The organism is Paraburkholderia sp. BCC1886, assembly GCF_900996245.1.
In the GTDB taxonomy this organism is placed as follows: domain Bacteria; phylum Pseudomonadota; class Gammaproteobacteria; order Burkholderiales; family Burkholderiaceae; genus Paraburkholderia.
Genome location: NZ_CAAJGK010000063.1, coordinates 363,934 through 389,156, shown reverse-complemented (window position 1 = coordinate 389,156; position 25,223 = coordinate 363,934). Strand labels below are relative to the sequence as shown.

The 25,223-nt window shown below is 61.1% G+C and carries 18 protein-coding genes and 2 pseudogenes; 16 read left to right on the top strand and 4 right to left on the bottom strand.

Going from position 1 to position 25,223, the window contains the following annotated elements; all coding sequences use genetic code 11:
• The first annotated feature begins 310 nt into the window (after window positions 1-310).
• Window positions 311-664, top strand: a complete 354-nt coding sequence (locus tag FQ746_RS23995; protein ID WP_144112108.1) for a hypothetical protein — start codon at window positions 311-313, stop codon at window positions 662-664.
• Window positions 665-756: 92 nt separating this feature from the next.
• On the opposite strand, the gene FQ746_RS23990 is transcribed toward FQ746_RS23995, so the two are convergent.
• The gene (locus FQ746_RS23990; protein ID WP_144112107.1) at window positions 757-1,185 is read right to left on the bottom strand and encodes a nuclear transport factor 2 family protein; all 429 of its coding nucleotides are present in this window, start codon (window positions 1,183-1,185) and stop codon (window positions 757-759) included.
• Between the two features lie 533 nt (window positions 1,186-1,718).
• Here FQ746_RS23990 and FQ746_RS35630 point away from each other — a divergent pair.
• Window positions 1,719-2,087 (top strand): annotated as a pseudogene (locus tag FQ746_RS35630) (ESPR domain-containing protein); the annotation flags it as partial.
• 99 nt (window positions 2,088-2,186) lie between these two features.
• Window positions 2,187-8,579 (top strand): annotated as a pseudogene (locus FQ746_RS23980) (YadA-like family protein); the annotation flags it as partial.
• A gap of 95 nt (window positions 8,580-8,674) precedes the next feature.
• On the opposite strand, the gene FQ746_RS23975 reads toward FQ746_RS23980, so the two are convergent.
• Window positions 8,675-9,520 (bottom strand): MurR/RpiR family transcriptional regulator, encoded by an 846-nt coding sequence (locus FQ746_RS23975; protein WP_144112105.1) that lies wholly within the window; start codon window positions 9,518-9,520, stop codon window positions 8,675-8,677.
• A gap of 301 nt (window positions 9,521-9,821) precedes the next feature.
• Between FQ746_RS23975 and edd the strand changes: the two genes are divergently transcribed.
• The 4 genes from edd to FQ746_RS23955 all read left to right on the top strand — a co-directional run bounded on the left by edd (window position 9,822) and on the right by FQ746_RS23955 (window position 14,589).
• On the top strand, window positions 9,822-11,699 hold the full coding sequence (gene edd / locus FQ746_RS23970; protein WP_144112104.1) for a phosphogluconate dehydratase: 1,878 nt from the start codon (window positions 9,822-9,824) through the stop codon (window positions 11,697-11,699).
• A 69-nt stretch (window positions 11,700-11,768) separates the two neighbouring features.
• Window positions 11,769-12,410 (top strand): bifunctional 4-hydroxy-2-oxoglutarate aldolase/2-dehydro-3-deoxy-phosphogluconate aldolase, encoded by a 642-nt coding sequence (gene eda, locus FQ746_RS23965; protein ID WP_144112103.1) that lies wholly within the window; start codon window positions 11,769-11,771, stop codon window positions 12,408-12,410.
• 264 nt (window positions 12,411-12,674) lie between these two features.
• Window positions 12,675-14,084: a GntP family permease gene (locus tag FQ746_RS23960; RefSeq protein WP_144112102.1), complete on the top strand. Its 1,410-nt coding sequence runs from the start codon at window positions 12,675-12,677 to the stop codon at window positions 14,082-14,084.
• Window positions 14,085-14,094: 10 nt separating this feature from the next.
• Complete coding sequence (locus FQ746_RS23955) at window positions 14,095-14,589, top strand: gluconokinase (RefSeq protein ID WP_144112101.1); 495 nt, start codon at window positions 14,095-14,097, stop codon at window positions 14,587-14,589.
• 82 nt (window positions 14,590-14,671) lie between these two features.
• Here the strand turns inward: FQ746_RS23955 and purB are convergent, their stop codons facing one another.
• Window positions 14,672-16,060, bottom strand: coding sequence for an adenylosuccinate lyase (gene purB, locus FQ746_RS23950; protein ID WP_144112100.1), 1,389 nt, complete (start codon window positions 16,058-16,060; stop codon window positions 14,672-14,674).
• A gap of 188 nt (window positions 16,061-16,248) precedes the next feature.
• On the opposite strand from purB, the gene FQ746_RS23945 reads away from it, so the two are divergent.
• The 7 genes from FQ746_RS23945 to FQ746_RS23920 all read left to right on the top strand — a co-directional run bounded on the left by FQ746_RS23945 (window position 16,249) and on the right by FQ746_RS23920 (window position 21,983).
• Window positions 16,249-17,205, top strand: coding sequence for a LysR family transcriptional regulator (locus FQ746_RS23945; protein ID WP_144112099.1), 957 nt, complete (start codon window positions 16,249-16,251; stop codon window positions 17,203-17,205).
• A 138-nt stretch (window positions 17,206-17,343) separates the two neighbouring features.
• Window positions 17,344-18,657, top strand: a complete 1,314-nt coding sequence (locus FQ746_RS23940; protein WP_144112098.1) for a Glu/Leu/Phe/Val family dehydrogenase — start codon at window positions 17,344-17,346, stop codon at window positions 18,655-18,657.
• 94 nt (window positions 18,658-18,751) lie between these two features.
• A complete protein-coding gene (locus FQ746_RS35305; RefSeq protein WP_260854142.1) occupies window positions 18,752-18,877 on the top strand; it encodes a hypothetical protein in 126 nt (41 codons plus the stop codon).
• Window positions 18,867-19,760: a glutamate/aspartate ABC transporter substrate-binding protein gene (locus FQ746_RS23935; protein ID WP_144112097.1), complete on the top strand. Its 894-nt coding sequence runs from the start codon at window positions 18,867-18,869 to the stop codon at window positions 19,758-19,760. Before FQ746_RS35305 ends, FQ746_RS23935 begins: the two co-directional genes overlap by 11 nt.
• 83 nt (window positions 19,761-19,843) lie before the next feature.
• Window positions 19,844-20,584, top strand: coding sequence for an amino acid ABC transporter permease (locus FQ746_RS23930; protein ID WP_144112096.1), 741 nt, complete (start codon window positions 19,844-19,846; stop codon window positions 20,582-20,584).
• The gene (gene gltK, locus FQ746_RS23925; protein WP_144112095.1) at window positions 20,584-21,261 is read left to right on the top strand and encodes a glutamate/aspartate ABC transporter permease GltK; all 678 of its coding nucleotides are present in this window, start codon (window positions 20,584-20,586) and stop codon (window positions 21,259-21,261) included. Before FQ746_RS23930 ends, gltK begins: the two co-directional genes overlap by 1 nt.
• The gene (locus FQ746_RS23920; RefSeq protein WP_144112094.1) at window positions 21,258-21,983 is read left to right on the top strand and encodes an amino acid ABC transporter ATP-binding protein; all 726 of its coding nucleotides are present in this window, start codon (window positions 21,258-21,260) and stop codon (window positions 21,981-21,983) included. Before gltK ends, FQ746_RS23920 begins: the two co-directional genes overlap by 4 nt.
• Window positions 21,984-22,053: 70 nt before the next feature.
• Here the strand turns inward: FQ746_RS23920 and FQ746_RS23915 are convergent, their stop codons facing one another.
• A complete protein-coding gene (locus FQ746_RS23915; protein ID WP_144112093.1) occupies window positions 22,054-22,992 on the bottom strand; it encodes a class II glutamine amidotransferase in 939 nt (312 codons plus the stop codon).
• Window positions 22,993-23,261: 269 nt separating this feature from the next.
• Between FQ746_RS23915 and pyrC the strand changes: the two genes are divergently transcribed.
• The gene (pyrC, locus tag FQ746_RS23910; protein ID WP_144112092.1) at window positions 23,262-24,347 is read left to right on the top strand and encodes a dihydroorotase; all 1,086 of its coding nucleotides are present in this window, start codon (window positions 23,262-23,264) and stop codon (window positions 24,345-24,347) included.
• 11 nt (window positions 24,348-24,358) lie between these two features.
• A complete protein-coding gene (locus FQ746_RS23905; protein ID WP_144112091.1) occupies window positions 24,359-25,195 on the top strand; it encodes a DUF3025 domain-containing protein in 837 nt (278 codons plus the stop codon).
• The last annotated feature ends 28 nt before the right edge of the window (window positions 25,196-25,223 follow it).

The following is a 25,223-nucleotide window of genomic DNA, read 5'->3' as shown; positions in this document are numbered from 1 at the left end:
CTTTTTCATTGTGGGGTGGGCGAAATTGAGACGGCTTTTTGCGATTCGGCCTGTTTTATAATTCGTTCCGCTGTCGGCACTAACCGGCAGTCAGGTTTAGCAGCCTGTGCCAAAAACCGCACACCCGCTTAGGCGGGGCGTGCGTTTGCCTCTGCACGTCTCTATCTCAATGGGCGGGCCGTGGTGGGGAGCCGCAAGGCTCGCCGGTTTGTTTTTGGCCCGGTCTGCTAACCCGCTATGTGCCCGCTCACCCCCGTCTAGCGAGTGTCGGGCGATCCAGGAACCTACCGGGAATCGCACCATGAGCTAAATCACCAGCCACGTTGAAGCCTGTTCACGTCCACCCGTCGATGCTTTGCAATACGAGAAACTGGCGCTGTCGGCGTTCGGTTCCTGCGAGCGGCAGTTGAATCAATTGAATCGGTTGACCACGCTCGCGACGTCCATCTGCAGGATTCCTGCGCTGACGCATGACGAGCGGCGGAGTCGTCAGGCGCTGCTCGAATTGTTGTTGGAGACGTGCGAGACGTATGAGCGCGAAGTCGAATGCGATCGCGAGTTGTATCAGGTGATCGCGCTCGATGCGCGGGGCGTCGCGCATCAGAGGATCACGGCGGAGGCGGCGGCCGAGTTGCTTGCTGAGGCCGCGGCTACGTCGCATTGAGGGGGTTTTTCTTTCTGAAGCAAAAAGGCGTGATCCTTGTGGATCACGCCTTTTTGTTTTCGGCGCTTTGGCGCTTTGGCGGATGCAGGTTGTTATCTGCGAGTCATCTGCGATGACAGGATTCGCCAGCCTTCGGCGCGGCGGATGAACACATCCGTGAAGGAATAGTCGACCGGCTGAGCGCCCGGGTTCGGCTTGAACCGATTGATACCGGTGACGATGGCCGTGTCGCCGGTCAGACGCACATTCAGATCGGCCAACGTCTGCGACGACCCCGGTTGCGGCGGCGATGCGAGCAGGAGATCGGACTTGCTACGGCGCTGACCGTTGGCAGATGTCTCGATGAAAGCGTCGTCGAGCAGCTTTTCCAACGTGACGCGGTCGGTCGTGGAGACGGCAGTGATCCATGTTTGCTCCATCGCTTTTAGCGTGGCTTCGTCGTCGGCTGGGGAGGCGAATGCTGCGGAAGAAAAGCCGTGGATCAGGAGCGCGATGAGTGTAAGTCGGGTGAGAAATTTCATGATATAGACCTCGAGAATTCGTTGATGGTTGGATGAATTGAGGAGTTGTATTTTTCGTTCTTGGATGTGTTTGAAGTTTTGGATTTTTTTGATTAAGAAAGCAAATTTATTTTTCTTGTTTTTGGATTCGGATATTTCAGATGAATTTTTGCGAAATTTCGTATTTGGAGAATTATCGTCTTATCTGTTTTAGGATAAATAAGACTGTTCTTAAATAATTGTGTTTGAGGGTTTTGGTGAGAGCGGGTGTAGGGGTTCTCCTGGCGCCGGTATGTCTATTCATATCAGATCGTCAGTGTCAACGTTGGGCAGCAAATTTCTAGACAGGAGGCGTTTAAGAACTATCCTATTCAATACGCAATTTAAGGAGATTAAATTTACGACTTCGCAGCATTGTTAATGAGATGTTCAGAGTTTTCTCATTTCCCGCGATCGTCATTTTTTTGATCCTTCGGTTGTCGTTGACCAGATTTGTCGCGCCTATTAGTTCGCGACGGGCAACGTGCAGCTTGTCACTTTGAATAGGTGAATTTGTGAATAAATCTTATAAAACCGTTTGGAATGAAACGACAGGCACGTACGTGGCCGCCGCTGAAACGGCGAAAAGCGGAGGGAAGAAGAGTAAGAGTCGGAAGGTGCTTTTGGCGGCCGTTTCGCTGGCTGCCGGCGCTGGTTATGTCGTCGATGTGCAGGCAGGCGCGCTGGATGGTGGGACCGCTAGTGGTTCTACGTCGATTGCCTATGGTTCAGGCGCGAAAACGGGGGCCGCGGCCCCCGGTGCGATCGCCATTGGAAACTCATATACAAGTAGCGGAGTTACCTATACAACGAGCGCTTCTGCCCAGGATGCAATTGCGATAGGTAACGGTTCGACCGCTTCAGGCCAGGCGTCTACTGCCTTAGGTCATCAGTCTGTTGCTAGCGCATTTAACGCTTCGGCTTTCGGTGTAGGAGCGCAGGCCACGGCGACAGCCGCTCTTGCAAGCGGACATGGCGCAGTGGCGTCAGGCGCGCAGTCTGTTGCACTCGGTGATGTTGCTGCGGCAACTGCAGCAAATTCAGTAGCACTGGGCGCTGGGTCGACCACGACGGCAACGTTGACTGCGGCCGGTTATAACCCTGGGAGTGGCACGCTGTCGGGCACGGCTTCGGTGGCGAATGGTGAAGTGTCGGTGGGTTCGACGGGGAAGGAGCGTCGAGTCACGAATGTTGCGGCGGGTTCGGCCGCGACGGACGCGGTCAACGTTAGTCAGCTTCAGTCGGAGGACATCAAGGTTAATCAGGTCGGCACGACGACGGCAAGTGCACTGGGCGGCGGCGCGGCCTACAGCGCAACGACCGGCGCAATCAGCGCACCAAGTTTTGCGCTGACCAACGCCAATAGCATCAGCGGCACGACCGGCGCGGCAGCCAACGTTGGCTCGGCTTTCGGCACAGTAGATTCGGCGCTCGGGAAACTGAACACGTCGATCGCAAATATGACAACGGGGGGCACTGGGATCAAGTACTTCCACGTCAACTCAACGCTGGCAGACTCGTCAGCAGTTGGGCACGAAAGTATTGCTATAGGGGGCGGGGCGACAACCACCCATATCGATTTCGAAGGTGTTCCCGAGATCGGTTCTATTGCTATTGGTAGCAACGCTACGACGACGTGGGGGCAGAATATCGCGATTGGTAGCAATGCACGCGCTACCGATGGGAATTACGATGGTGGCTACAACGTCGCTCTAGGCTCAAACGCTAACGCGACGGCCAGCACCAATCTTTGGGGGCACAACACGGCAATAGGCGCAAACACGAAGGTTAGCAGCGTCAATTCAGTTGCTTTGGGATTTGGTGCTACAACGGGCGGAGACGGCGCAACGGCCATTGGAGCAGGCGCGTCTGCGGCGGGACAGAACGGCATTGCTCTGGGCGCGTCATCGACCGCAGCCGATATCAACGCAATCGCCATTGGAACAAGCGCTTCTGCCGCAGGACAGAATAGCATTGCTCTAGGCAGAAATGCCCGCACGACACAGGCCGAAGCCTTGGCCGTCGGTACTAGCACGACCGTTGCCGCAAGCAGCGGTATTGCGTTAGGTAATAACAGTAGTGTCACCACGGCTGCCTCTAACTCGGTGGCTCTGGGCCGCAACTCGGTGGCAGACCGCGCCAACGCTATTTCAGTCGGGAACTCGGGCTCACCGCGCCAGATGGAGTACCTGTCAGCAGGAACGTCGGCAACCGACGCGGTGAACGTTTCGCAGCTCACACCCGTTGTTAATGCGTTGGGTGGTGGATCGGCAATCAACAATACGACAGGCGTCGTAACAGGCCCTAGCTATGTTGTTCAGGGTAGCACCTACACTAACGTCGGCCAGGCGTTGGGTGGCCTGGATACGGCGACTACGGCCAACACCAGCAGCATCAGCACGATTAACACGCAGATCACCAACATCAACAACGGCGCGGGCGTCAAATACCTCCACGTCAACTCGACGTTGGCTGATTCGTCGGTGGGCGTTAACGGTGGCATATCTATCGGTGGCGGAGCTTCGACCCCAAATTTTGCCAGCGCACACGATAACACTGCTATCGGGACGAATGCGCTTGCCAAAGGCTATAACGCAATTGCGTTGGGCACCGGGGCAACGACGGCCAGTTCACAAGTTGCTGACGCTGCCGACGACCTGATCGCTATCGGCAACAACGCATTTGCCAATTATCAACACAACATTGCCATTGGCGGGAATTCAGTCGCCGGTACTATCTGGGTAGGCGCCGAAGCTATAGCTGTCGGCGAAAACTCCACCGCCTCGGCGGCCAATTCGGTCGCGATGGGCTCATCGGCAACCGCTTCGGCGGCCAACTCGGTTGCATTAGGAGCAGGTTCGACTACGTCTGCCTCGTTGACTGCGTCCGGCTACAACCCTGGCAGTGGCACGCTGTCCGGCACGGCATCGGTGGCGAATGGCGAAGTGTCGATGGGTTCGACCGGCAAGGAACGTCGTGTGACGAACATTGCTGCCGGTTCGGCCGCAACGGATGCGGTGAACGTCAGCCAGCTCCAGTCAGAAGACACCAAGGTCAATCAGATCGGCACGACCACGGCGAGCGCATTAGGCGGCGGCTCCGCCTTTAATTCGACCACGGGCGCAATCAGCGCTCCGAGCTTTACCCTGACCAACGCCAACAGCATCAGCGGCACCACCGGCGCGGCCACAAACATCGGCTCGGCTTTTGGCACGGTAGACACGGCATTGGGCAAGCTCAATGCAACGGTCACGAACATGACCGCCGGCGGCGCTGGCATCAAGTACTTCCATACGAATTCCTCGCTGGCTGATTCGTCCGCAGTGGGGGTCGGTTCCATTGCTATTGGGGGCGGCGCGTCGACAGGCCAACTAACGTCAATTGCGATCGGACAAAATGCGGTCATTAGCGCTGAGGCTCCGAACGCAATCGCCATTGGGGCAAATACCTCTGTGACGGGGCTCAATACCATTGCTTTGGGCAGAAATGCCAGCGTGACACAGGCGGAAGCCATGGCTCTCGGAACCAGTGCGGTCGTCGCTGCAAATAGCGGCATTGCGTTAGGTAATAACAGCAGTGTTACCTCGGCAGCTACCAACTCGGTGGCCTTGGGACGCAACTCCGTGGCAGACCGTGCAAATGCAATTTCAGTGGGAAGCTCGGGTTCGTTGCGCCAGATGGAATACCTGTCAGCAGGGACGTCTGCGACCGACGCAGTGAACGTTTCGCAACTCACCCCCGTTGTCAACGCGTTGGGTGGCGGATCGGCAATCAACAGTACGACAGGCGTCGTAACAGGCCCTAGCTATGTCGTTCAGGGCAACACCTACACGAACGTCGGCCAGGCGTTGGGTGGCTTGGATACGGCGACTACGGCCAACACCAGCAGCATCAGCACGATCAACACGCAGATCACCAACATCAACAACGGCACGACCGGTCTCGTGCAGCAGGACGCGACCACCAAGGCGATCACGGTTGCAGCAGCAACAGCGGGCACGTCGGTCGACATCACTGGCACGGCAGGCACCCGCAAGCTGACCGGCGTAACGGCTGGCACGCTCAGCGCGACCAGCACCGACGCAGTCAACGGATCGCAGCTCAACGCGACGAACCAGAACGTCACGGCCGTGACGAACACGGTGAACAACATCAACAACGGTGCGGGCCTGAAGTATTTCCACACGAACTCCACGCTGGCGGATTCGTCGGCAACCGGCACGGACGCCGTAGCCATCGGCGGTAACGCGAAAGCAACGGCGGCTAACTCCATCGCACTGGGTTCAGGCTCGACGACGACTGCAACGCTGACGGCAGCGGGCTACAACCCGGGCAACGGAACCTTGTCGGGCACAGCGTCGACGGCAAACGGTGAGGTGTCAGTAGGTGCGACAGGCAAGGAACGTCGCATCACGAACATCGCTGCAGGCTCGGCCGCCACGGACGCGGTCAACGTCAGCCAGTTGCAATCGGAAGACGCAAAGCTCAACCAGAGCGGCACGACCACGGCAACCGCATTGGGCGGTGGCGTGACTTACAGCGCAACGACCGGCGCAATCACCGCACCGAGCTACACGCTGACCAACGCCAACACCATCAACGGCACCACCGGTGCGGCAGCTAACGTCGGCACCGCGCTCACCACAATGGATACCGCATTGGGCAAAGTCAACACGGCCACCGCAGCGAACACCAGCAGCATCAGCACGATCAACACGCAGATCACCAACATCAACAACGGCGCGACGGGTCTGGTGCAGCAGGACGCGACTACGAAAGCGATCACGGTAGCGGCAACCACGGCAGGCACCTCGGTCGACTTCAAAGGCACGGCAGGCACCCGCAAGCTGACCAGCGTAACGGCCGGCACGCTCAACGCCAGCAGCACGGACGCCGTCAACGGTTCACAACTCTACGCAACCAACCAGACCGTCGCGCAAAACACGACCGACATCGCCGCCAACACCTCGGACATCGCCAAAAACACCGGCGACATCTCGAGCATCGACAACCGCGTGACGACCGTCGAAGGCTCGGTGACCAACATCACCAACCAGATCAACGAAGGCGAAATCGGTCTGGTCAAACAGGACGCAACGACCAACGCAATCACCGTAGCCGCAGCAACAGCCGGCACGAGCGTCGACTTCACCGGCACCGCAGGCACGCGTCAACTGAAGGGTCTGTCCGCAGGCACTGAAGACAATGACGCAGTCAACGTCGGCCAGTTGAAGGCCGCCGGTTTGAACACCGACGGCTCGGGCAACGTGACGAACTCGTTCGTTGCCTACGATGACGCAACCAAAGGCAAAGTCACGCTCGGCGGTACGGGTGGCACGACACTGACCAACGTCAAGGCAGCCGCCTTGTCGGCATCGAGCACGGACGCCGTCAACGGTTCGCAACTCTACGCAACGAACCAGACGGTCGCCCAAAACACGACCGACATCACCGCCAACACAACCAGCATCACCAGGAACACCGCCGACATCAACACGATCAACACGCAGATCACCACGATCAACAGCGGTCTGGCCGACGCGGTGCAGTACGACTCATCGGCACACGACGTGGTGACGTTAGGCGGCACGAACGGCACGACGCTGTCCAACGTAAAAGCGGGCGTCGCCGACATGGACGCCGTGAACCTGGGTCAATTGAAAGCGATGGGTCTGAACACCGACGCCTCGGGCAACATCACCAACGCCTTCGTTTCCTACGACGACGCCACCAAGGGCAAGATCACGCTCGGCGGCGGCAACCTGGGCACGACCATCACGAACGTGAAGATCGGCACCCTGTCGGCCAGCAGCATGGATGCAGTGAACGGTTCGCAGTTGTACGCAACCAATCAGACGGTGGCGCAGAACACGTCGGATATCGCCAAAAACACCGGCGATATCTCGAGCATCGACAACCGCGTGACCAATGTCGAAGGATCGGTGACCAACATCACCAACCAGATCAACGACGGTGAAATCGGCCTGGTGAAACAGGACGCAACGACCAACGCAATCACCGTAGCCGCGGCGACCGCTGGAACGACCGTCGACTTCACCGGCACCGCAGGCGCCCGCGAGTTGATTGGCGTAGCAGCCGGCACCACGGACCAGTCCGCCATCAACCTCAGCCAGTTGAAACCGATGGTGGCGGCACTCGGCGGTGACGCAACGATCAACGCGGATGGCTCCATCACCGGTCCGACGTACCACATGCAAGGCGGTACGCAGTCCACGGTGGGCAGCGCGCTCGACACGCTCGATTCGAACATGACGTCGCTGAAGGATCAGATCAACGACCCCGGCTTCAACCTCGTCCGACAGGACCTGGTCACGCGCGACATCAACGTGGCGGCCGGCACCGACGGCATGCGCGTCAACGTGTCCGGCACCGCCGGCAACCGCATCGTCACCGGCGTGGCGGCGGGCGCGGTCCACGCGACGAGCGTCGACGCGGTGAACGGCTCGCAACTGTATGCGAGCGCGGCGAGCACCGCAGCGGCGATCGGCGGCGGTTCGACCGTCAACGAGGACGGCACGATCTCCGCGCCGACTTACGTGATCGGCGGCACGACGGTGAACAACATCGGCGACGCCATCACCAACGTCGACAACCGCGTCTCGAAGAACACGACGGACATCACCGACATCCAGACCACCATCAACACGATGAGCGGTTCGGTGACGAACGCCGTGCAATACGACTCGGCATCGCACGACAAGGTGACGCTCGGCGGCCCGGACGGCGCGCCGAAGGTGAAGCTGACCAACCTGCAGGATGCGGAGCTCTCCGCGACCAGCACCGATGCCGTCACCGGCGCGCAGTTGTGGACCACCAACCAGCAAATGGCCGATCTGAGCCAGACGGTGAACAACCAGATTGCAAACGGTAGCGCCGACATCGCGACCAACACGACGAGCGGTTCGGCGTCGGCGACCGGCGAGAACTCCATCGCGATGGGCGGCGGCTCGCAGGCGAGCGGGGCGAACTCGGTGGCGATCGGCGACGGCTCGATCGCGGATCAGGCGAACACGGTGTCGATCGGCTCCGACGGTAACGAACGCCGCATCACGAACCTCGCCGACGGCAAAGCGCCGACGGATGCGGTGAACATGCGTCAGATGCAGTCGGGTATGACGGAACTGGGTCGCAACGCGTACAGCGGTGTAGCCGCAGCAACGGCGCTGGCGATGATCCCCGAAGTCGATCAGAACAAGAACTTCGCAATCGGCGTGGCGACGGCAAACTACAAGGGCTATCAAGCTTCGGCAGTGGGCGCATCGGCTCGCATCACCCCGAATCTGAAGATCAAGATCGGCGCGGGTACGGGTTCGGGCGGCACGACCATCGGCGCGGGTGCGTCGTATCAGTGGTAAGCGTCTGACGTAAGCGAGTTATGCGGTAATCCGCTCACTCTTCAGGGCTCCCTTCGGGGAGCCCTTTTTACGTCAGCGCGCCAATCATCGCGACATCACCCGCGCGCATCCACGCGCCGGCGATGAATCACCTCTTTGGTCTGCGCGAGTTTCTCCACCAGCTCCGGTCCGCGACTCAACGCAACACCGACCGCGAGAATATCGCCGATCGCGAGGTGCGAAATGCGCGAGGTCATCGGCGAAAAAATGTCGGTGTCTTCATCGACGTTGGCGAACAGGCCGACCGATGCAAGGCGCGCGAGCGGCGAGTTTCCGTGCGTGATCGCAATCACCTTCGCGCCCGCCGCGAGCGCGGCTTTGACCGCGTCGAGAATATCGCGGGTGCGGCCGGTGTTCGAAATCGCGACCACCACGTCGCCCGCCCCGAGCAACGCGGCCGACATCAAAAACGTGTGCGGGTCCGAGTACGCGACGCTCGGCATGCCGAGCCGGAAGAACTTGTGCTGGACGTCCTGCGCGGCGATACCCGAGCCGCCAGCGCCATAAAATTCGACGCGTCGCGCCTGCGAAAGCAGCGCAATGGCGGCCGCCACGCTATCCGACGAGAGGTTGTTGCGCACCTGGATCAGCGCGCCGATGGTGCGGTCGAGCACCTTGGCGGCGACACCCGGCGTCGGTTCGTCGGGACGCACGTCGCGGTAGACCGCGGGCACTTCCGCAGCGATACCTTGTGCGAGCCGGATCTTGAACTCGCGAAAGCCGGAGAACCCCAACGCATGACAGAACCGCGCGATAGTCGGCTGGCTCACGCCGGCGCGCGCGGCGACTTCGGTCATCGACAGATCGAGCACTTCGCGCGGCGCCTCGATCACGTAATCGGCCAGCTTGCGCTCGGACGGCCGCAACTGTTCGCGCATGGCTTCGACTTGGGACAGCATCATCGGAAAACTCGCACTATGCTGAGGAATGCACGGACTATATCCGATCGGAAGAGAAGGTACAAAAACTACATAAGCCACGCTAGGTGTTATCCCTGGTTACATCGGTGAATTGCTGTAAGCCATATGCAGTAAGCCTTATCGGCCGTGATGTCATTGCCGCACCGCACCACCGTCCGACGTTGCGACCATGTAGTTTTTCTACTAAGATGGCGGCTTCAATCAGCGCGACATCCCGCGATACCCGCCGGCACAGCGCTAGCGTTCAGTCAAAAGCGTCTAAACCGGCGACGAAGGAGCTCCGATGGTTTCCCCGCATTCGCAATTGTTGAAAGTCACGCAGCGCGTCGTCGAACGCAGCCGGCCTACGCGTGAGGCCTATCTGTCGCGCATCGAGCAGGCGCAAGGCAAGTTTCCGGCACGCGGCGCGCTGTCCTGCGCCAATCTGGCCCACGGTTTTGCAGGGCTAGAAGGCCGCGACAAGCTCGCCATCAAGGCGATTCGCGAGCCGAACATCGGCATCGTGTCGTCGTACAACGAGATGTTGTCCGCGCACGCGCCGTACAAAAACTACCCGGACATCATCAAGGAAGCCGCGCGTGAAAACGGCGGCGTCGCGCAATTCGCGGGCGGCGTGCCGGCCATGTGCGACGGCGTCACGCAAGGCAACGCGGGCATGGAGCTGTCGCTGTTCTCGCGCGAAGTCATCGCGATGAGCACGGCCGTCGCACTCACGCACAACATGTTCGACGCGGCGCTTTGCCTCGGCATTTGCGACAAGATCGTGCCGGGCCTGTTGATCGGCGCGCTGCAATTCGGTCATCTGCCGACCATCTTCGTGCCGGCCGGCCCGATGGGCAGCGGTCTGTCCAACGACGACAAAGCCAAGACCCGCCAGGCGTTCGCCACCGGTCAATGCGGCCGCGACGCGCTGCTCGAAGCAGAAGCCGCCGCGTATCACAGCCACGGCACCTGCACGTTTTACGGCACGGCCAACAGCAATCAGATGCTGATGGAAGTGATGGGCCTGCATCTGCCGAGTTCGGCTTTCGTGCATCCGCATACGCCGTTGCGCGATGCGCTCACCGCGCAGGCTGCGCGACGCGTGCTCGATCTGACCGTGGAGCGCGGCAATTACATGCCGATCGGCCATGTGGTCGACGAGAAAGCCATCGTCAACGGCATTGTCGCGTTGCTCGCGACCGGCGGCTCGACCAATCACACGCTGCATCTGGTGGCGATCGCGCGCGCGGCCGGCATCGTGATCGACTGGGACGATTTCGATACGCTGTCGCAATCGGTGCCGCTGCTCGCGAAGATCTATCCGAACGGCAAGGCCGACGTGAACCACTTCCACGCGGCCGGCGGCGTCGCGTTTCTGGTACGCAATCTGCTGGAAGGCGGGTTGCTTCATGAAGACGTGAACACGGTGGCGGGCCGCGGTCTGCATCACTACACCGAAGAGCCGAAGCTGCTCGACGGCAAGCTGCAATGGGTGCCGGGCGCGCCGAAAAGCGAAGACACGGCCGTCTTGCGCGCGATCGACGAACCGTTCCAGCCTGACGGCGGTCTGCGTCTGATGCAAGGCAAGCTGGGGCGCGGTGTCATCAAGATTTCGGCGGTGGCGGCGCAGCATCGCAAGGTCGAGGCGCCGGCCATCGTGTTCGATTCGCAGGAAGCCGTGCAGGAAGCGTTCGACAATGGCGCGCTGAAGCGCGACTTCATCGCCGTAGTGCGCTTCCAGGGCGCGCGGGCCAACGGAATGCCCGAGCTGCATCGTTTGACGCCGCTGCTGGGCGTCTTGCAGGATCAGGGTTTTCATGTCGCGCTGGTGACGGACGGTCGCATGTCCGGTGCATCGGGCAAGGTGCCCGCAGTGATCCATCTTTCGCCGGAGGCCTTGCTGCATGGTCCGATCGGCAAGGTGCGCACGGGCGACAAGCTGATTATCGATGCGGATGCCGGCGTGCTCGACATCGATATCGATGCAGGCGAATGGGCGGCGCGACCGAACGCGTTGCCGCTGCATCAGGCGGATAACGAAGTCGGCTTCGGCCGCGAACTGTTCGGCGTGTTTCGCGCGGCTGCGGCGCCGGCGGAAGAAGGCGCATCGGTGTTCGGACCGATGGTCGGCGAATCCCGCACGCAGGCGGCAGTCCACGCGCCGGGCCACGCAGGTTAAAGAAGCCTCGCAAGCCACGCAAGCAGGATCACTCACAGCGCAAGCGCTGCAGAAACAAGGAGTCTGACAATGACGGCTAAAACAGTAAGCGATATCGTCCGCCTCGGTCCGGTGATTCCGGTGCTGGCGTTCGACTCGGTCGAGCAGGGCGAACACGTGTCGCGCGCGTTGCACGCGGGCGGCGTCAAGGTACTCGAAATCACGCTGCGCACGGCGGCCGGCCTCGAAGCGATCGAACGCGCGAGCCAACTGGCCGAAGACATCGTGGTCGGTGTCGGCACGATCACGAAGCCCGAGCACTGCGCACAGGCGAAAAAAGCGGGCGCGCAGTTCGGCGTGTCGCCCGGTCTGACGAAAGACATGCACAAGGCCGCGCAGGACGCCGGTTTGCCGCTGCTGCCGGGCGTGATGACGCCGAGCGACATCATCGCCGCGCTCGAACTCGGCTATGAAATCGTGAAGTTCTTCCCGGCGCAGCAAGCAGGCGGCGTGCCGATGTTGCAGGCGTTCCACGGCCCGTTCCCGAACCTGAAGTTTTGCCCGACCGGCGGCATCACGGCGGAAACGGCGACCCATTTCCTGTCGCTGCCGAACGTGGTCTGCGTGGGCGGCTCGTGGCTCACGCCGAAAGCCGCGCTCGCTGCGGAGAATTGGGACGAAGTGACGCGGCTCGCGCGCGCCGCGAGCACGCTGGCCGCGCCCGCGCACTAATTCGCGCACTGACCGATCTGGCGCGCAGGCCGCCGGTCCGTTCTGAATAAATCCCTGTCGATGCAGCGTTTATCCGCTGTCGCGACGGGGATTTTTTTACGACATAGCCGCTGGCGCGCCTTCGAAACCTGACAACAAGTAAAATCCAGCGACCGCTTCATAAGCGGGATCCGCCGACGCTGGTGGAAGGCGCGACCGGCCACGGCGCCAGCGCGGCTGTGCGCCCGGAATGAATAAACCCAAAAACGTTGAGGAGGCGCTTTCATGGAAGCTGTCCACGGCAGCATGCTGCTGGTCTACGCGGCGATCGCCATCGCTCTCTTGATCCTGTTGATTACGCGCTACAAGGTCTATCCGTTCCTCGTGCTGATCATCGTGTCGTTGCTGCTCGGGCTGGTCTCGGGCATGCCGATCGGCACCATCGTCAAATCGTTCGAAACCGGCAATGGCAACACGCTCGGGCATATTGCGATCGTGGTGGGCCTCGGCACGATGCTCGGCAAGATGATGGCCGAGTCGGGCGGCGCGGAGCGTATTGCGACGACGCTGATCGACCGGTTCGGCGAGAAGCATATTCACTGGGCGATGATGGTCGTGGCGATCATCGTCGGCCTGCCGGTGTTCTTCGAAGTCGGCTTCGTGCTGCTGATACCGATCGCGTTCAACGTCGCGAAGCGCACCAACAAGTCGCTGCTGCTGGTGGGATTGCCGATGGTGGCGGGGCTATCGGTTGTGCACGGTCTGATTCCGCCGCATCCGGCCGCGATGCTCGCGGTGCAGCAGTATCACGCGGATATCGGCAAGACCATCGCGTATGGGTTGATCGTCGGCATCCCGACGGCTATCGTCGCCGGACCGCTGTTCGCGCTGCTGATCAGCCGTTATATCAAGCTGCCCAAAGACAATGCGCTGGCTTCGCAATTCCTCGGCTCGGGTGGCGCGAATACGGCGAACGCGGCGGACGGCGTCGGTAGTGCGCCGCAGCAAGTCACGCCGAAGCGCGAGATGCCCAGTTTCGGCATTACGCTGTTCACGATTCTGCTGCCGGTCATCCTGATGCTGCTCGGCAGTTGGGCCGATCTCGTCCTGCCGCCGAAAACGCTCGGCAACGACCTGCTGCGCTTCGTCGGCAATTCGGACGTCGCGCTGCTGATCGCGGTGCTGGTCAGTTTCTGGACCTTCGGCGCGAAGCGTGGCTTCAATCGCGAGCAGATCCAGAAGTTCTGCGGCGAATGTCTGGCGCCGATCGCGGGCATCACGCTGATCGTCGGCGCGGGCGGCGGCTTCGGGCGCGTGCTGATGGACAGCGGCATTTCGAAGGAAATTGTCAACGCGGCGACGTCGGCGCACCTGTCGCCGCTATTATTCGGGTGGCTCGTCGCGGCGCTGATTCGCCTCGCGACGGGTTCGGCCACGGTCGCCATGACGACCGCTTGCGGTATCGTCGCGCCCATCGCGGCAGCGGGCGCCATCCAGGTTCAGCCGGAACTGCTGGTGCTCGCCACCGGCTCGGGCTCGCTGATCTTTTCGCACGTGAACGATGGCGGCTTCTGGCTGATCAAGGAATACTTCGGGATGACGGTGGGGCAGACCTTCAAGACATGGTCGCTGCTGGAAACCATCATCTCGCTGATGGGTTTGGGTTTGACCTTCGCACTCGCGGCGGTCGTGTAAGGAGTTTCAGATGATTTTGATCGCAATGGGCGTGTCGGGCGCCGGCAAAACGAGAATCGGCGAAATGCTGGCCGAGCGCCTGCAGTGCGCGTTCACCGACGGCGACGCGTTTCACAGCGCCGCCAACAAGGAGAAAATGCACAAGGGCATTCCGCTCACCGACGAGGACCGCGAGCCGTGGCTGAAGACCATCCGCGCGGCGATCGAAGGCAAGCAGAAGGCGGGCGAGACGGCGGTGTTCACGTGCTCGTCGTTGAAGCGCAAGTATCGCGACATTCTTCGCGACGGCGACAAGGACGTAGTGTTCGTGTATCTGAAAGGCTCGCGTGAAGTGCTCGAAGAGCGGCTCAAAACGCGTACCGGGCATTTCTTCGATCCGTCGCTGCTGCAAAGCCAGCTCGATACGCTGGAAGAGCCGGGCGCCGACGAAGCGATCACGGTCAGCATCGAGCTGTCTCCGGAAGCGATCGTCGACGAGGTGTTGGCGCAGTTGAAGACGCGCTAACGCTGGGTTGGCAAGCTAGCGTCGGCAAGAAAAAAACCGCTCCTCGGAGCGGTTTTTTCATGCAGCAACGCCGTGGAAAAAATCAGGCGATGCGCTTCGCCAACTCAATGGCCTTGCCGATATACGAACCCGGCGTCATGGCCAGCAAACGGTCCTTCGCGTCTTGCGGAATGTTCAATCCGCTGACGAAAGTTTGCAGCGCCTCGCGCGTAATGCCCTTGCCGCGGGTCAATTCCTTCAACTGCTCGTACGGATTTTCGATACCGTAACGACGCATCACCGTTTGCACCGGCTCGGCCAGCACTTCCCAGCAGTTGTCGAGGTCTTCGTTCAGACGTTGCGCATTTACTTCGAGCTTGTCCAGACCGCGGATCAGCGAGTCGTACGCGAGCAGCGAGTAGCCGAACGCGACGCCCATGTTGCGCAGCACGGTGGAGTCGGTCAGGTCGCGCTGCCAGCGCGAGATGGGCAGCTTGTCGGCGAGATGGCGCAGCGTCGCGTTGGCGAGGCCCAGATTGCCTTCGGAGTTTTCGAAGTCGATCGGATTGACCTTGTGCGGCATCGTCGACGAACCGATTTCGCCGGCCTTCGTGCGTTGCTTGAAATAGCCGACCGAAATATAGCCCCACACGTCGCGGTCGAGATCGAGCAGGATCGTGTTGGCGCGCGACACGGCGTCGAACAGTTCGGCCATGTAATCGTGCGGTTCGATCTGGATGGTGTACGGATTGAACGTGAGGTTCAGACGCTGTTCGACCACGTCGCGCGAGAACGCTTCCCAGTCGAACTCCGGATACGCGGACAGATGCGCGTTGAAGTTGCCGACCGCGCCGTTCATTTTGCCGAGCAGTTCGACCGCGGCAATACGCTCGATCGCGCGCGAGAGGCGAGCGGCGACGTTGGCGATTTCCTTGCCGAGCGTGGTCGGGCTGGCCGGCTGGCCGTGCGTGCGCGACAGCATCGGCTGAGCGGCTTGCGCGTGAGCCAGCGCGACGAGGCGTTGATGCACCGAGCGCAGCGCCGGCAAAATGACGTGTTCGCGTGCGCCGGCCAGCATCAGACCGTGCGACGTGTTGTTGATGTCTTCCGAGGTGCAGGCGAAGTGAATGAATTCGCTTGCACGTTCCAGTTCTTCCTGACCCTTCACCGATTCCTTCAGCCAGTACTCGACCGCTTTCACGTCGTGATTCGTCACGCGCTCGATTTCCTTGATGCGGGCGGCGTCGTGCGCGGTGAAGCGCTCGGCCAGTTGCAGCAGGAACTGTTCGGCCGCGTCCGAGAAGCGCGGCACTTCGGCGAAACCGGCGTGCGACAGCGCGATCAACCAGTGGATTTCGACCTTCACGCGATTGCGCATGAATGCGGCTTCCGAGAGCCAGTCGCGCAGGGCTTCGGTTTTCGACGCGTAGCGGCCGTCGAGCGGGGAGAGCGCGTTCAGCGCGAACAGGGTGTCGGGGCGGGTGTCGGACATGATCGGGGGCGAATTCGGAGTGAGCGCTCGACAAGAGCGGATCGGGAACGGAGGGAGCCGCGAATTTTACCACTGTGCGGCGTGCGGCCCGGCGTCGCGGCTTCACGGGCTGGCCGCCGGGTCTTCCCGCTCGCGCTCGCGCCGCTAGAATGCTGACTTCCTCCCTTCCGCTGGCAAGCAGGCTCCGCATGGAACTGAAATGGCTCGAAGACTTCGTTTCGCTCGCGGAAACGCGTAGTTTCAGCCGCTCGGCCGAACTGCGGCATGTCACGCAGCCGGCGTTCTCGCGCCGCATCCAGGCGCTGGAAGGGTGGCTGGGCACGGAATTGATCGATCGTTCGGTTTATCCGACACGGCTCACGGCGGCCGGCCAGGTGTTCAACGAGCAGGCGTTGGCGATGCTGTCGCAGTTTCACGAGGCGCGCGCCTTGCTGCGCGGGCATACGGCGACGCCGCAGGCGACCATCGAGTTCGCCGTGCCGCACACGTTGTCGCTGACGTATTTTCCGCGCTGGCTGCAGCGCATCGAAGCGCAGATGGGCCCGATCCACACGCGGCTGCGCGCGCTGAACGTGCACGACGCGGCGCTCTCGCTGGTGGAAGGCGGTTGCGATCTGATGATGGGTTATCACCATCCGAGCCATCCGGTCGCGCTCGATCCGGCGCGCTTCGACATGCTGACGCTCGGCACCGAACCGATCAGCCCATTCTCGGCGCCGGCGCGCGCGGGACGTCCGCGTCACTCGTTGCCGGGCAGCGCCGGGACGCCCGCCCCCTATCTCTCGTACACGCCGAACGCGTATCTCGGCCGCATGACCGAGGTGATTCTTGCCAACGCGCCGGAGCGTCTGTATCTGGATCGTCTGTACGAAACAGATATGGCCGAAGGCCTCAAGGCGATGGCGCTCGCCGGTCACGGCATTGCGTTCCTGCCGCATAGCGCGGTGGAAGACGCGGTCGCCGACGGCAAGCTGATCCGGCTCGACCGCGCAAGCCGCGGCACGCCCGAAGGCCAGCTCACGCTGAGCATGGAAATCCGCCTTTACCGCGACAAACTGGCGGCGAAAAGCGACGATGCGCGGCAGACGGTGGCGCGGCAACTCTGGGATGTCGTCGCCGAAGAACTGGCGCAAGGCGACGTCTGACGAAAGCCGCCGGCACGCGGCAATCACGCCGTATTTTCGTGGTTATGCAAAAAAAACATAATCGGATAATGAAACGGCATTGGATTTCACTACGGCGTTTTTCGACAATGCTGGTACTCGATCAACGCCGGAGCGTTCATGTCTTCCCAGCAGCAAGTCGCCGAAACCGTCTTAACCTCCCAGTCCATTCCCTCCTACCTCAATAGCGACAACCTCGGCCCGTGGGGCAACTACCTGCGCCAGGTCGACCGCGTCGCACCCTACCTCGGCTCGCTGTCCCGCTGGCTCGAAACTCTCAAACGTCCCAAGCGCATCCTGATCGTCGACGTGCCTATCGAACTCGATAACGGCACGGTCGCGCACTTCGAAGGCTATCGCGTGCAGCACAACGTGTCGCGCGGTCCGGGCAAGGGCGGCGTGCGGTATCACCAGGACGTGACGTTGTCGGAAGTGATGGCCCTGTCGGCGTGGATGTCGGTGAAGAACGCGGCGGTCAACGTTCCTTACGGCGGCGCGAAAGGCGGTATCCGCGTCGATCCGCGTACGTTGTCGCGCGGCGAACTGGAGCGCATGACGCGCCGCTATACCAGCGAAATCGGCATCATCATCGGACCGAATACCGACATTCCCGCGCCGGACGTGAACACGAACGAGCAGATCATGGCGTGGATGATGGACACCTACTCGATGAACCAGGGCCAAACGGCCACGGGCGTCGTGACCGGCAAGCCGATCACGCTCGGTGGTTCGCTGGGCCGCCGTGAAGCGACCGGCCGTGGCGTGTTCGTAGTGGGCACCGAAGCGGCGCGTCGTATCGGCTTCGATATCGAAGGCGCGCGCATCGCGGTGCAGGGTTTCGGTAACGTCGGCGGTATTGCCGCGCGACTGTTCCAGGAAGCGGGCGCCAAGGTGGTGGCGGTGCAGGATCACACCGGCTCGCTGTACAAGGCCACCGGTATCGATGCCGTGGCGTTGCTCGAGCACGTGGCGCAAACCGGCGGCGTGGGCGGTTTCCCGGAAGCCGATGCGGTCACGAACGAAGAATTCTGGACGGTCGAGTCGGACATCCTGATTCCGGCCGCGCTGGAAAACCAGATCACCGAGAAGAACGCGGCGAAGATCAAGACGAAGATCGTCGTGGAAGGCGCAAACGGCCCGACCACGACCGCGGCGGACGACATTCTGCACGACCGCGGCATTCTGGTGATTCCGGACGTGGTGGCCAACGCGGGCGGCGTGACGGTGTCGTACTTCGAATGGGTGCAGGACTTCTCGAGCTTCTTCTGGACCGAAGACGAGATCAACCAGCGACTCGAACGCGTGATGCGCGAAGCGTTCGCGGCGGTGTGGCAAGTGTCGAGCGAGCAGAAGGTCTCGGTGCGGACCGCGGCGTTCATCGTCGCCTGTAAGCGGATTCTCGAAGCGCGCGAGTTGCGCGGTCTGTATCCGTGAGTCGAGTCTGAGTTTTTGTAGTGTGATGTTTGAAACGGCCGTTGCGTTGTATTGCACGGCCGTTTTTGCGTGTCCGGTGAGACTGGAGGACCGGATGAGCGGTGCTGCACACCCCGCGCTGCAAACCCGCAACAAAGATGGTTTACAGCAATACTTTCAGAATAATTACTTTGCTAAACTGGCGCCCGTTCTTGCCAAGGAGATCTCACATGAAGGTTAAAAAAGCTGCGCTGCTGCTCGCGACTCTCGGACTGTTTACCGTTGGCGCGCACGCGCAAGACGCAGGCACATTAAAGAAAATCAAGGACACGGGCGTCATCTCGCTGGGGCATCGCGAATCGTCGATTCCGTTTTCGTATTACGACGACAAGCAGAACGTGATCGGCTATTCGCAGGAATTCGCGCTGAAAGTCGTGGACGCCGTGAAGCAGAAGCTGAATCTGCCGGACCTGAAGGTCAAGCTCACGCCGGTCACGTCGCAAAACCGTATTCCGCTGGTGCAGAACGGCACGGTCGACATGGAATGCGGCTCGACCACGAATAACCTCGAGCGCCAGCAACAGGCTGCGTTCTCGAACACGATCTTCGTGATCGGCACGCGTCTGATGACCAGGAAGGACTCCGGCGTCAAGGACTGGGCCGACCTCAAGGGCAAGACGGTTGTCACCACGGCCGGTACGACGTCCGAGCGCCTGCTTCGCAAGATGAATCAGGACAAGAGCATGGGCATGAACATCATTAGCGCGAAGGATCATGGCGAGTCGTTCCTGACGCTTTCCACCGGCCGCGCGGTCGCGTTCATGATGGACGACGCACTGCTCGCCGGCGAACGCGCCAAGTCGAATACGCCGGGCGATTTCGTGATCGTCGGCGCGCCGCAATCGCATGAAGCGTACGGCTGCATGATTCGCAAGAACGATCCCGAGTTCAAGAAGGTCGTGGACGATGCGATCGCCAAGGTCGAAACCTCGGGCGAAGCGGACAAGATCTACAAGAAGTGGTTCGAATCGCCGATTCCGCCGAAGGGCCTGAACCTGAACTTCCCGGAAAGCGACGACGTGAAGGCGCTCTTCAAGAGCCCGAATGACAAGGCCATCGATTAAATCTCAGCGGTTCAACTAACACGCCAAACGACAACGGAAGGGGCCACGCGCTTCTTCCGTTTCTTTTTGCTGGAGTCTTGGTCATGTCATATCACTGGAACTGGGGCATTCTGCTGAGTCCGGTTTCCACCGGCGAGCCCACCACGTATCTCGGCTGGCTGCTGTCCGGCTTCTGGGTGACGATTACCGTGTCGCTCGCCGCATGGGTCATCGCGCTGCTGGTCGGCTCGTTGTTCGGCGTGCTGCGCACGGTGCCGAACAAATGGGCGTCGGGAATCGGCACGCTGTACGTCGCGATTTTCCGCAATATCCCGCTGATCGTGCAGTTCTTCATCTGGTATCTGGTGATACCGGAGTTGCTGCCGGTGTCCATCGGCAACTGGTTCAAGCAACTGCCGCCGGGCGCGCAGTTCTTCTCGTCGTCGATTCTTTGCCTCGGGTTGTTCACCGCCGCGCGCGTGTGCGAACAGGTGCGCTCGGGTATTAACGCGTTGCCGCGCGGTCAGCGCGCCGCGGGCCTCGCGATGGGCTTCACGCAGTGGCAAACGTACCGTTACGTGCTGCTGCCGGTGGCCTACCGCATCATCGTGCCGCCGCTCACGTCCGAGTTTCTGAATATCTTCAAGAACTCGGCGGTGGCATCGACCATCGGTTTGCTCGATCTCTCGGCGCAGGCGCGTCAACTGGTCGACTACACGTCGCAAACGTACGAGTCCTTCATCGCGGTCACGCTGGCGTACATGCTGATCAATCTGGTCGTCATGCAGGCGATGCGCTGGGTCGAAGCCAGAACCCGGTTGCCCGGCTATATCGGAGGCAAGTAATGCACCATTTCGACTGGAGCGGTATTCCCGGCGCGCTGCCCACGCTGTGGACCGGCGCGATCGTCACGCTGAAGATCACCTTGATTGCGATCGTGTTCGGTATCATCTGGGGCACGGTGCTCGCGATGCTGCGGCTGTCGTCGTTCAAGCCGTTCGAGTGGTTCGCGAAGGCCTATGTCACGATCTTCCGTTCCATCCCGCTGGTGATGGTGCTGTTGTGGTTCTTCCTGATCGTGCCGCAGGTGCTGCAGAACGTGCTCGGCCTGTCGCCGGATATCGACATTCGTCTGGCTTCTGCAATGGTGGCTTTTTCGCTGTTCGAAGCGGCCTACTATTCGGAAATCATTCGCGCCGGCATTCAGGCGGTGCCGCGCGGGCAGGTCAACGCGTCGTTCGCGCTCGGCATGAACTATCCGCAGGCCATGCGCCTCATCGTGTTGCCGCAGGCGTTTCGCGCGATGGTGCCGCTGCTGCTCACGCAGGGCATCGTGCTGTTTCAGGATACGTCGCTCGTCTACGTGATCAGTCTCGCCGACTTCTTCCGCACCGCCACGAATATTGGCGACCGTGACGGTACGAACATCGAAATGGTACTGTTCGCGGGCGCGTGTTATTTCGTGATCTGTGTGATCGCGTCGAGCCTCGTCAAAGGTCTTCAGAAAAAGGTCGCAAGATGATCTCCATCAAGAATGTTTCGAAGTGGTACGGCCAGTTCCAGGTGCTCACCGACTGCACGACGGAAGTGAAAAAAGGTGAAGTGGTGGTCGTGTGCGGGCCGTCGGGTTCGGGCAAGTCCACGCTGATCAAAACGGTCAACGGACTGGAGCCGTTCCAGAAGGGCGAGATCGTCATCAACGAGCAATCGCTGACTGACAAGAAAACCAATCTGTCGAAGTTGCGCGCGAAAGTGGGCATGGTGTTCCAGCACTTCGAACTGTTTCCGCATCTGTCGATCGTGCAGAATCTGACGCTCGCGCAAATCAAGGTGTTGGGTCGCTCGAAAGACGAAGCGACCACCAAAGGCTACAAGCTGCTCGATCGTGTCGGTCTGCGTGCGCATGCGGACAAGTTTCCGGGGCAACTGTCGGGCGGTCAGCAGCAACGCGTGGCGATTGCGCGCGCGTTGTCGATGGACCCGATCGCGATGCTGTTCGACGAGCCGACCTCGGCGCTTGATCCGGAAATGATCAACGAAGTGCTCGACGTGATGGTCGAACTCGCGCAGGAAGGCATGACCATGATGTGCGTGACGCACGAAATGGGCTTCGCGAAGAAAGTCGCGCACCGCGTGATTTTCATGGACAAGGGTTTGATCGTGGAAGACGACCGCAAGGAAGATTTCTTCGCGAATCCGAAGTCGGATCGCGCGAAGGATTTCCTCGCGAAGATTCTTCACTAATAGCGCTGCGTGTAAAAAAGCCGCTTCGGTTCGTCGTGAACCGAAGCGGCTTTTTTCATGGTGACGGTGCTTACGACTCGAACGCGGCCGCGTCGTCCGCGGCTTCCAGATCGATGTCGGGCGCGGCGGCGGGTGCGTTGGCAGGCGTAATCGACGCTGCGATCGTCGTGGCCGACGCCGACGCATCCAGTGCCGGATTGCGCAGCTTTTCCAGCACCGAAGCGGGCACCGGCACGTTGACGCGGCTGATCACTTCGCCGTGCTGGAACAGCAGCAGATCGCCGGGTTCGAAAGCGGTCCACACTTCGTTGTCGGTGAGCGGCTTGGTTGCGATGACGGCCACGCGGTCTTCCGGCGTGGTGTATTTGGCGAAGTCGATCGACACGTCCGCGTCGACCAGATGCGCGGTGGAAAACGGCCAGCGCCGCACGATGTAATGCAGATGCGTCGAACAATGCGCGAACAGCGCCTGACCGTTCGACATCAGAAAGTTGAATACGCCGAATTGCGTGATGTCGCGGGTGAGGGTTTCGAGCGCCGCGAACAGTTCGTCGAGCGGCGGCTGCGAGCCGGGAAACGTCTTGCGCAAACCCTGCAGCAGCGCGCAAAAAGCGAGTTCGCTATCGGTCGTGCCGACCGGCTGATAAACGCCGGTGAGCGGCGGCGAAAAATTCTTCAGGTCGCCGTTGTGCGCGAAGATCCAGTGACGTCCCCACAATTCCCGCATGAATGGATGGCAGTTTTCCAGCAGGATGTGCCCCTGCGTCGCCTTGCGTATATGCGCGATGGTGTTCTTCGATTTGATCGGGTAGCGCTTGACCATGTCGGCGATCGGCGACGTGGCCGACGATTGATGGTCGATGAACAGACGGCACGCTTTGTCTTCGAAGAAGGCGATGCCCCAGCCGTCTGCGTGATGGTCGGTGACGCCGCCGCGCGCCGCGAAGCCGGTGAACGAGAACGTGACGTCCGTTGGCGCGGCGCAGTTCATTCCGAGAAGTTGGCACATGTTGCGGGTAAGCCTGTGAACGGGGCGAGCCGTTACAATGATGACTTTCCAAGCATATCACCGAGCCAGAATCGCCAAATTGCGAATTGAGGCGGGTTGGAGCCTTATTTGCCTGTGTTTGCAGAGGGTTTTTGCGTTCCGCCTGCGCGTGGGCATGTAGCCTTCATTTGCCTTCATTTGCCTTTAGCTTCATTTACGCGCTTTGTTCGTTTTTGTCTCGCTTTCGCTTCTGTCTCGCTCCTGTCCGAGAGTCTCGATTCCCATTCGCCATGACCGCTCCCCACGCTTCCTCCGCTTCCGCCCCTGCCTCCCGTATCGACTCGCTGACGTTCACCCGCCCGGACGACTGGCATCTTCACGTGCGTGACGGTGAGATGCTCGCCGCCGTGCTGCCGGATACCGCGCGTCAATTCGGTCGCGCGATCATCATGCCGAACCTGAAGCCGCCGGTCACGACCACGGCCATGGCGCAGGCGTATCGCGAGCGCATCATTGCCGCGATTCCCGAGGGCGCGAAGTTCGAACCGCTGATGACGCTGTATCTCACCGACAACACGCCGCCCGACGAAATCCGCCGCGCACGCGACAGTGGTTTCGTGCATGGCGTGAAGCTTTATCCGGCCGGCGCGACGACCAATTCGGATGCGGGCGTCACCGACATCATGAAGTGCGCGAAAACGCTCGCGGCGATGCAGGAAACCGGCATGCCGTTGCTCATCCACGGTGAAGTAACGGATTCGTCCATCGATCTGTTCGACCGCGAGAAAATCTTCATCGACCGGGTTCTGACGCCATTGCGCGCCGCGTTCCCCGGGCTCAAGGTCGTGTTCGAACACATCACCACCAAGGACGCCGTCGACTACATTCGCGAAGCGGGCGCAGCGCCTGAGCTGCTGGGCGCGACAGTGACCGCGCATCATCTGCTGTACAACCGCAACGCGATTTTCCAGGGTGGCATTCGTCCGCATTACTACTGTCTGCCGGTGTTGAAGCGCGAGACGCATCGCGTGGCGCTGGTCGAGGCGGCGACCTCGGGCAATCCGCGCTTTTTCCTCGGCACCGATAGCGCGCCGCATCCGAAGGGTTTGAAGGAGCACGCGTGTGGATGCGCGGGCTGCTACACGGCCTTGCATGCGCTCGAGCTCTACGCCGAAGCGTTCGATAACGCCGGTGCGCTGGATAAGCTCGAAGGCTTCGCCAGTTTCTTCGGCGCGGATTTCTACGGCTTGCCGCGCAATGCGGAGCAGGTCACGCTTCGTCGTGAAGAATGGACGCTTCCCGCCGAACTTCCGGTCGGCGATACGCCGGTCGTGCCGCTGCGCGGCGGCGAGTCGATCGGCTGGCGTCTGGTTTGAGCGCACGGTAGATGTCGGCGCGCGCGAGTTCCGGGTTCGACGATATCGACTGGTCGCAAGCGTGGTTCGCGCCGTTGGCCGAGCGCGGCCGGCGCTGGCAACAGGCCGCGCTGAGCAGTCACGCGGCGCTGCTCGCCGAGATGAACGCCGACGCCGCGCAGTGCCGGATTCGCCTGACTAGCGGACGCGGCAAGCCGCTCGCCTTCATCGCTCAGGACGATCTGCCTGCCGGCGCGGCCTACGAAGCGCATATCGCGGCAACGGGGCAGGTGCCGACGCGCCACAATCTGCACGACTTTTTCAACGCGTCGATGTGGTTTGCGTTTCCGCGGATCAAGGCGGCATTGAACGCGCGGCAGTCCGTCGCGATCGACGCGTTGGGTGTCGGTCCGACCCGCGGCGGCGCGCGCGACACGCTGACGTTGTTCGACGAAAACGCCTTGCTGTTCGCTTGCGCCGACCCTCTGTTGAGCGCCGCGCTACGCGGTTTCGACTGGCCGACGCTCTTTCTCGGGCAGCGCGACGCGTGGGGTTCGCGGTGCGAGGTCCGCTGCTTCGGTCACGCATTGCTCGAGAAGCTGGTGGCGCCGTTCAAGGCGTGCACCGGCCATGCGTGGATCGTCGAAGTGCCCGCGGATTACTTCGTATGGGCTTCGGAAGCGCGCAATGCGTGGCTCGACGAAGCCGTGAGTACGGCGCTGCTCGGCGCTCACATTTTGACGAGTCGTCTGTTTGCGCCGCTGCCCGTGCTCGGCATTCCGGACTGGTGCCCGGAGAACGCATTGCCGGCGTTTTACGACGACACGACCGTGTTTCGCACCGGACGGCGCGTTCGCGCAAGCGAGTAATGGCAGGGTGGATGCCCGGCAGTGTTAG

What these genes read in the sequence shown, in the direction of transcription:
- FQ746_RS23920 (WP_144112094.1), top strand. Translation starts at nt 21,258, where the DNA reads ATGATCTCCATCAAGAATGTTTCGAAGTGGTACGGCCAGTTCCAGGTG.
- pyrC (WP_144112092.1), top strand. Translation starts at nt 23,262, where the DNA reads ATGACCGCTCCCCACGCTTCCTCCGCTTCCGCCCCTGCCTCCCGTATC.
- FQ746_RS23975 (WP_144112105.1), bottom strand. Translation starts at nt 9,520, where the DNA reads ATGATGCTGTCCCAAGTCGAAGCCATGCGCGAACAGTTGCGGCCGTCC.
- eda (WP_144112103.1), top strand. Translation starts at nt 11,769, where the DNA reads ATGACGGCTAAAACAGTAAGCGATATCGTCCGCCTCGGTCCGGTGATT.
- gltK (WP_144112095.1), top strand. Translation starts at nt 20,584, where the DNA reads ATGCACCATTTCGACTGGAGCGGTATTCCCGGCGCGCTGCCCACGCTG.
- purB (WP_144112100.1), bottom strand. Translation starts at nt 16,060, where the DNA reads ATGTCCGACACCCGCCCCGACACCCTGTTCGCGCTGAACGCGCTCTCC.
- edd (WP_144112104.1), top strand. Translation starts at nt 9,822, where the DNA reads ATGGTTTCCCCGCATTCGCAATTGTTGAAAGTCACGCAGCGCGTCGTC.
- FQ746_RS23935 (WP_144112097.1), top strand. Translation starts at nt 18,867, where the DNA reads ATGAAGGTTAAAAAAGCTGCGCTGCTGCTCGCGACTCTCGGACTGTTT.
- FQ746_RS23945 (WP_144112099.1), top strand. Translation starts at nt 16,249, where the DNA reads ATGGAACTGAAATGGCTCGAAGACTTCGTTTCGCTCGCGGAAACGCGT.
- FQ746_RS23960 (WP_144112102.1), top strand. Translation starts at nt 12,675, where the DNA reads ATGGAAGCTGTCCACGGCAGCATGCTGCTGGTCTACGCGGCGATCGCC.
- FQ746_RS23905 (WP_144112091.1), top strand. Translation starts at nt 24,359, where the DNA reads ATGTCGGCGCGCGCGAGTTCCGGGTTCGACGATATCGACTGGTCGCAA.
- FQ746_RS23930 (WP_144112096.1), top strand. Translation starts at nt 19,844, where the DNA reads ATGTCATATCACTGGAACTGGGGCATTCTGCTGAGTCCGGTTTCCACC.
- FQ746_RS23915 (WP_144112093.1), bottom strand. Translation starts at nt 22,992, where the DNA reads ATGTGCCAACTTCTCGGAATGAACTGCGCCGCGCCAACGGACGTCACG.
- FQ746_RS23990 (WP_144112107.1), bottom strand. Translation starts at nt 1,185, where the DNA reads ATGAAATTTCTCACCCGACTTACACTCATCGCGCTCCTGATCCACGGC.
- FQ746_RS35305 (WP_260854142.1), top strand. Translation starts at nt 18,752, where the DNA reads ATGAGCGGTGCTGCACACCCCGCGCTGCAAACCCGCAACAAAGATGGT.
- FQ746_RS23940 (WP_144112098.1), top strand. Translation starts at nt 17,344, where the DNA reads ATGTCTTCCCAGCAGCAAGTCGCCGAAACCGTCTTAACCTCCCAGTCC.
- FQ746_RS23955 (WP_144112101.1), top strand. Translation starts at nt 14,095, where the DNA reads ATGATTTTGATCGCAATGGGCGTGTCGGGCGCCGGCAAAACGAGAATC.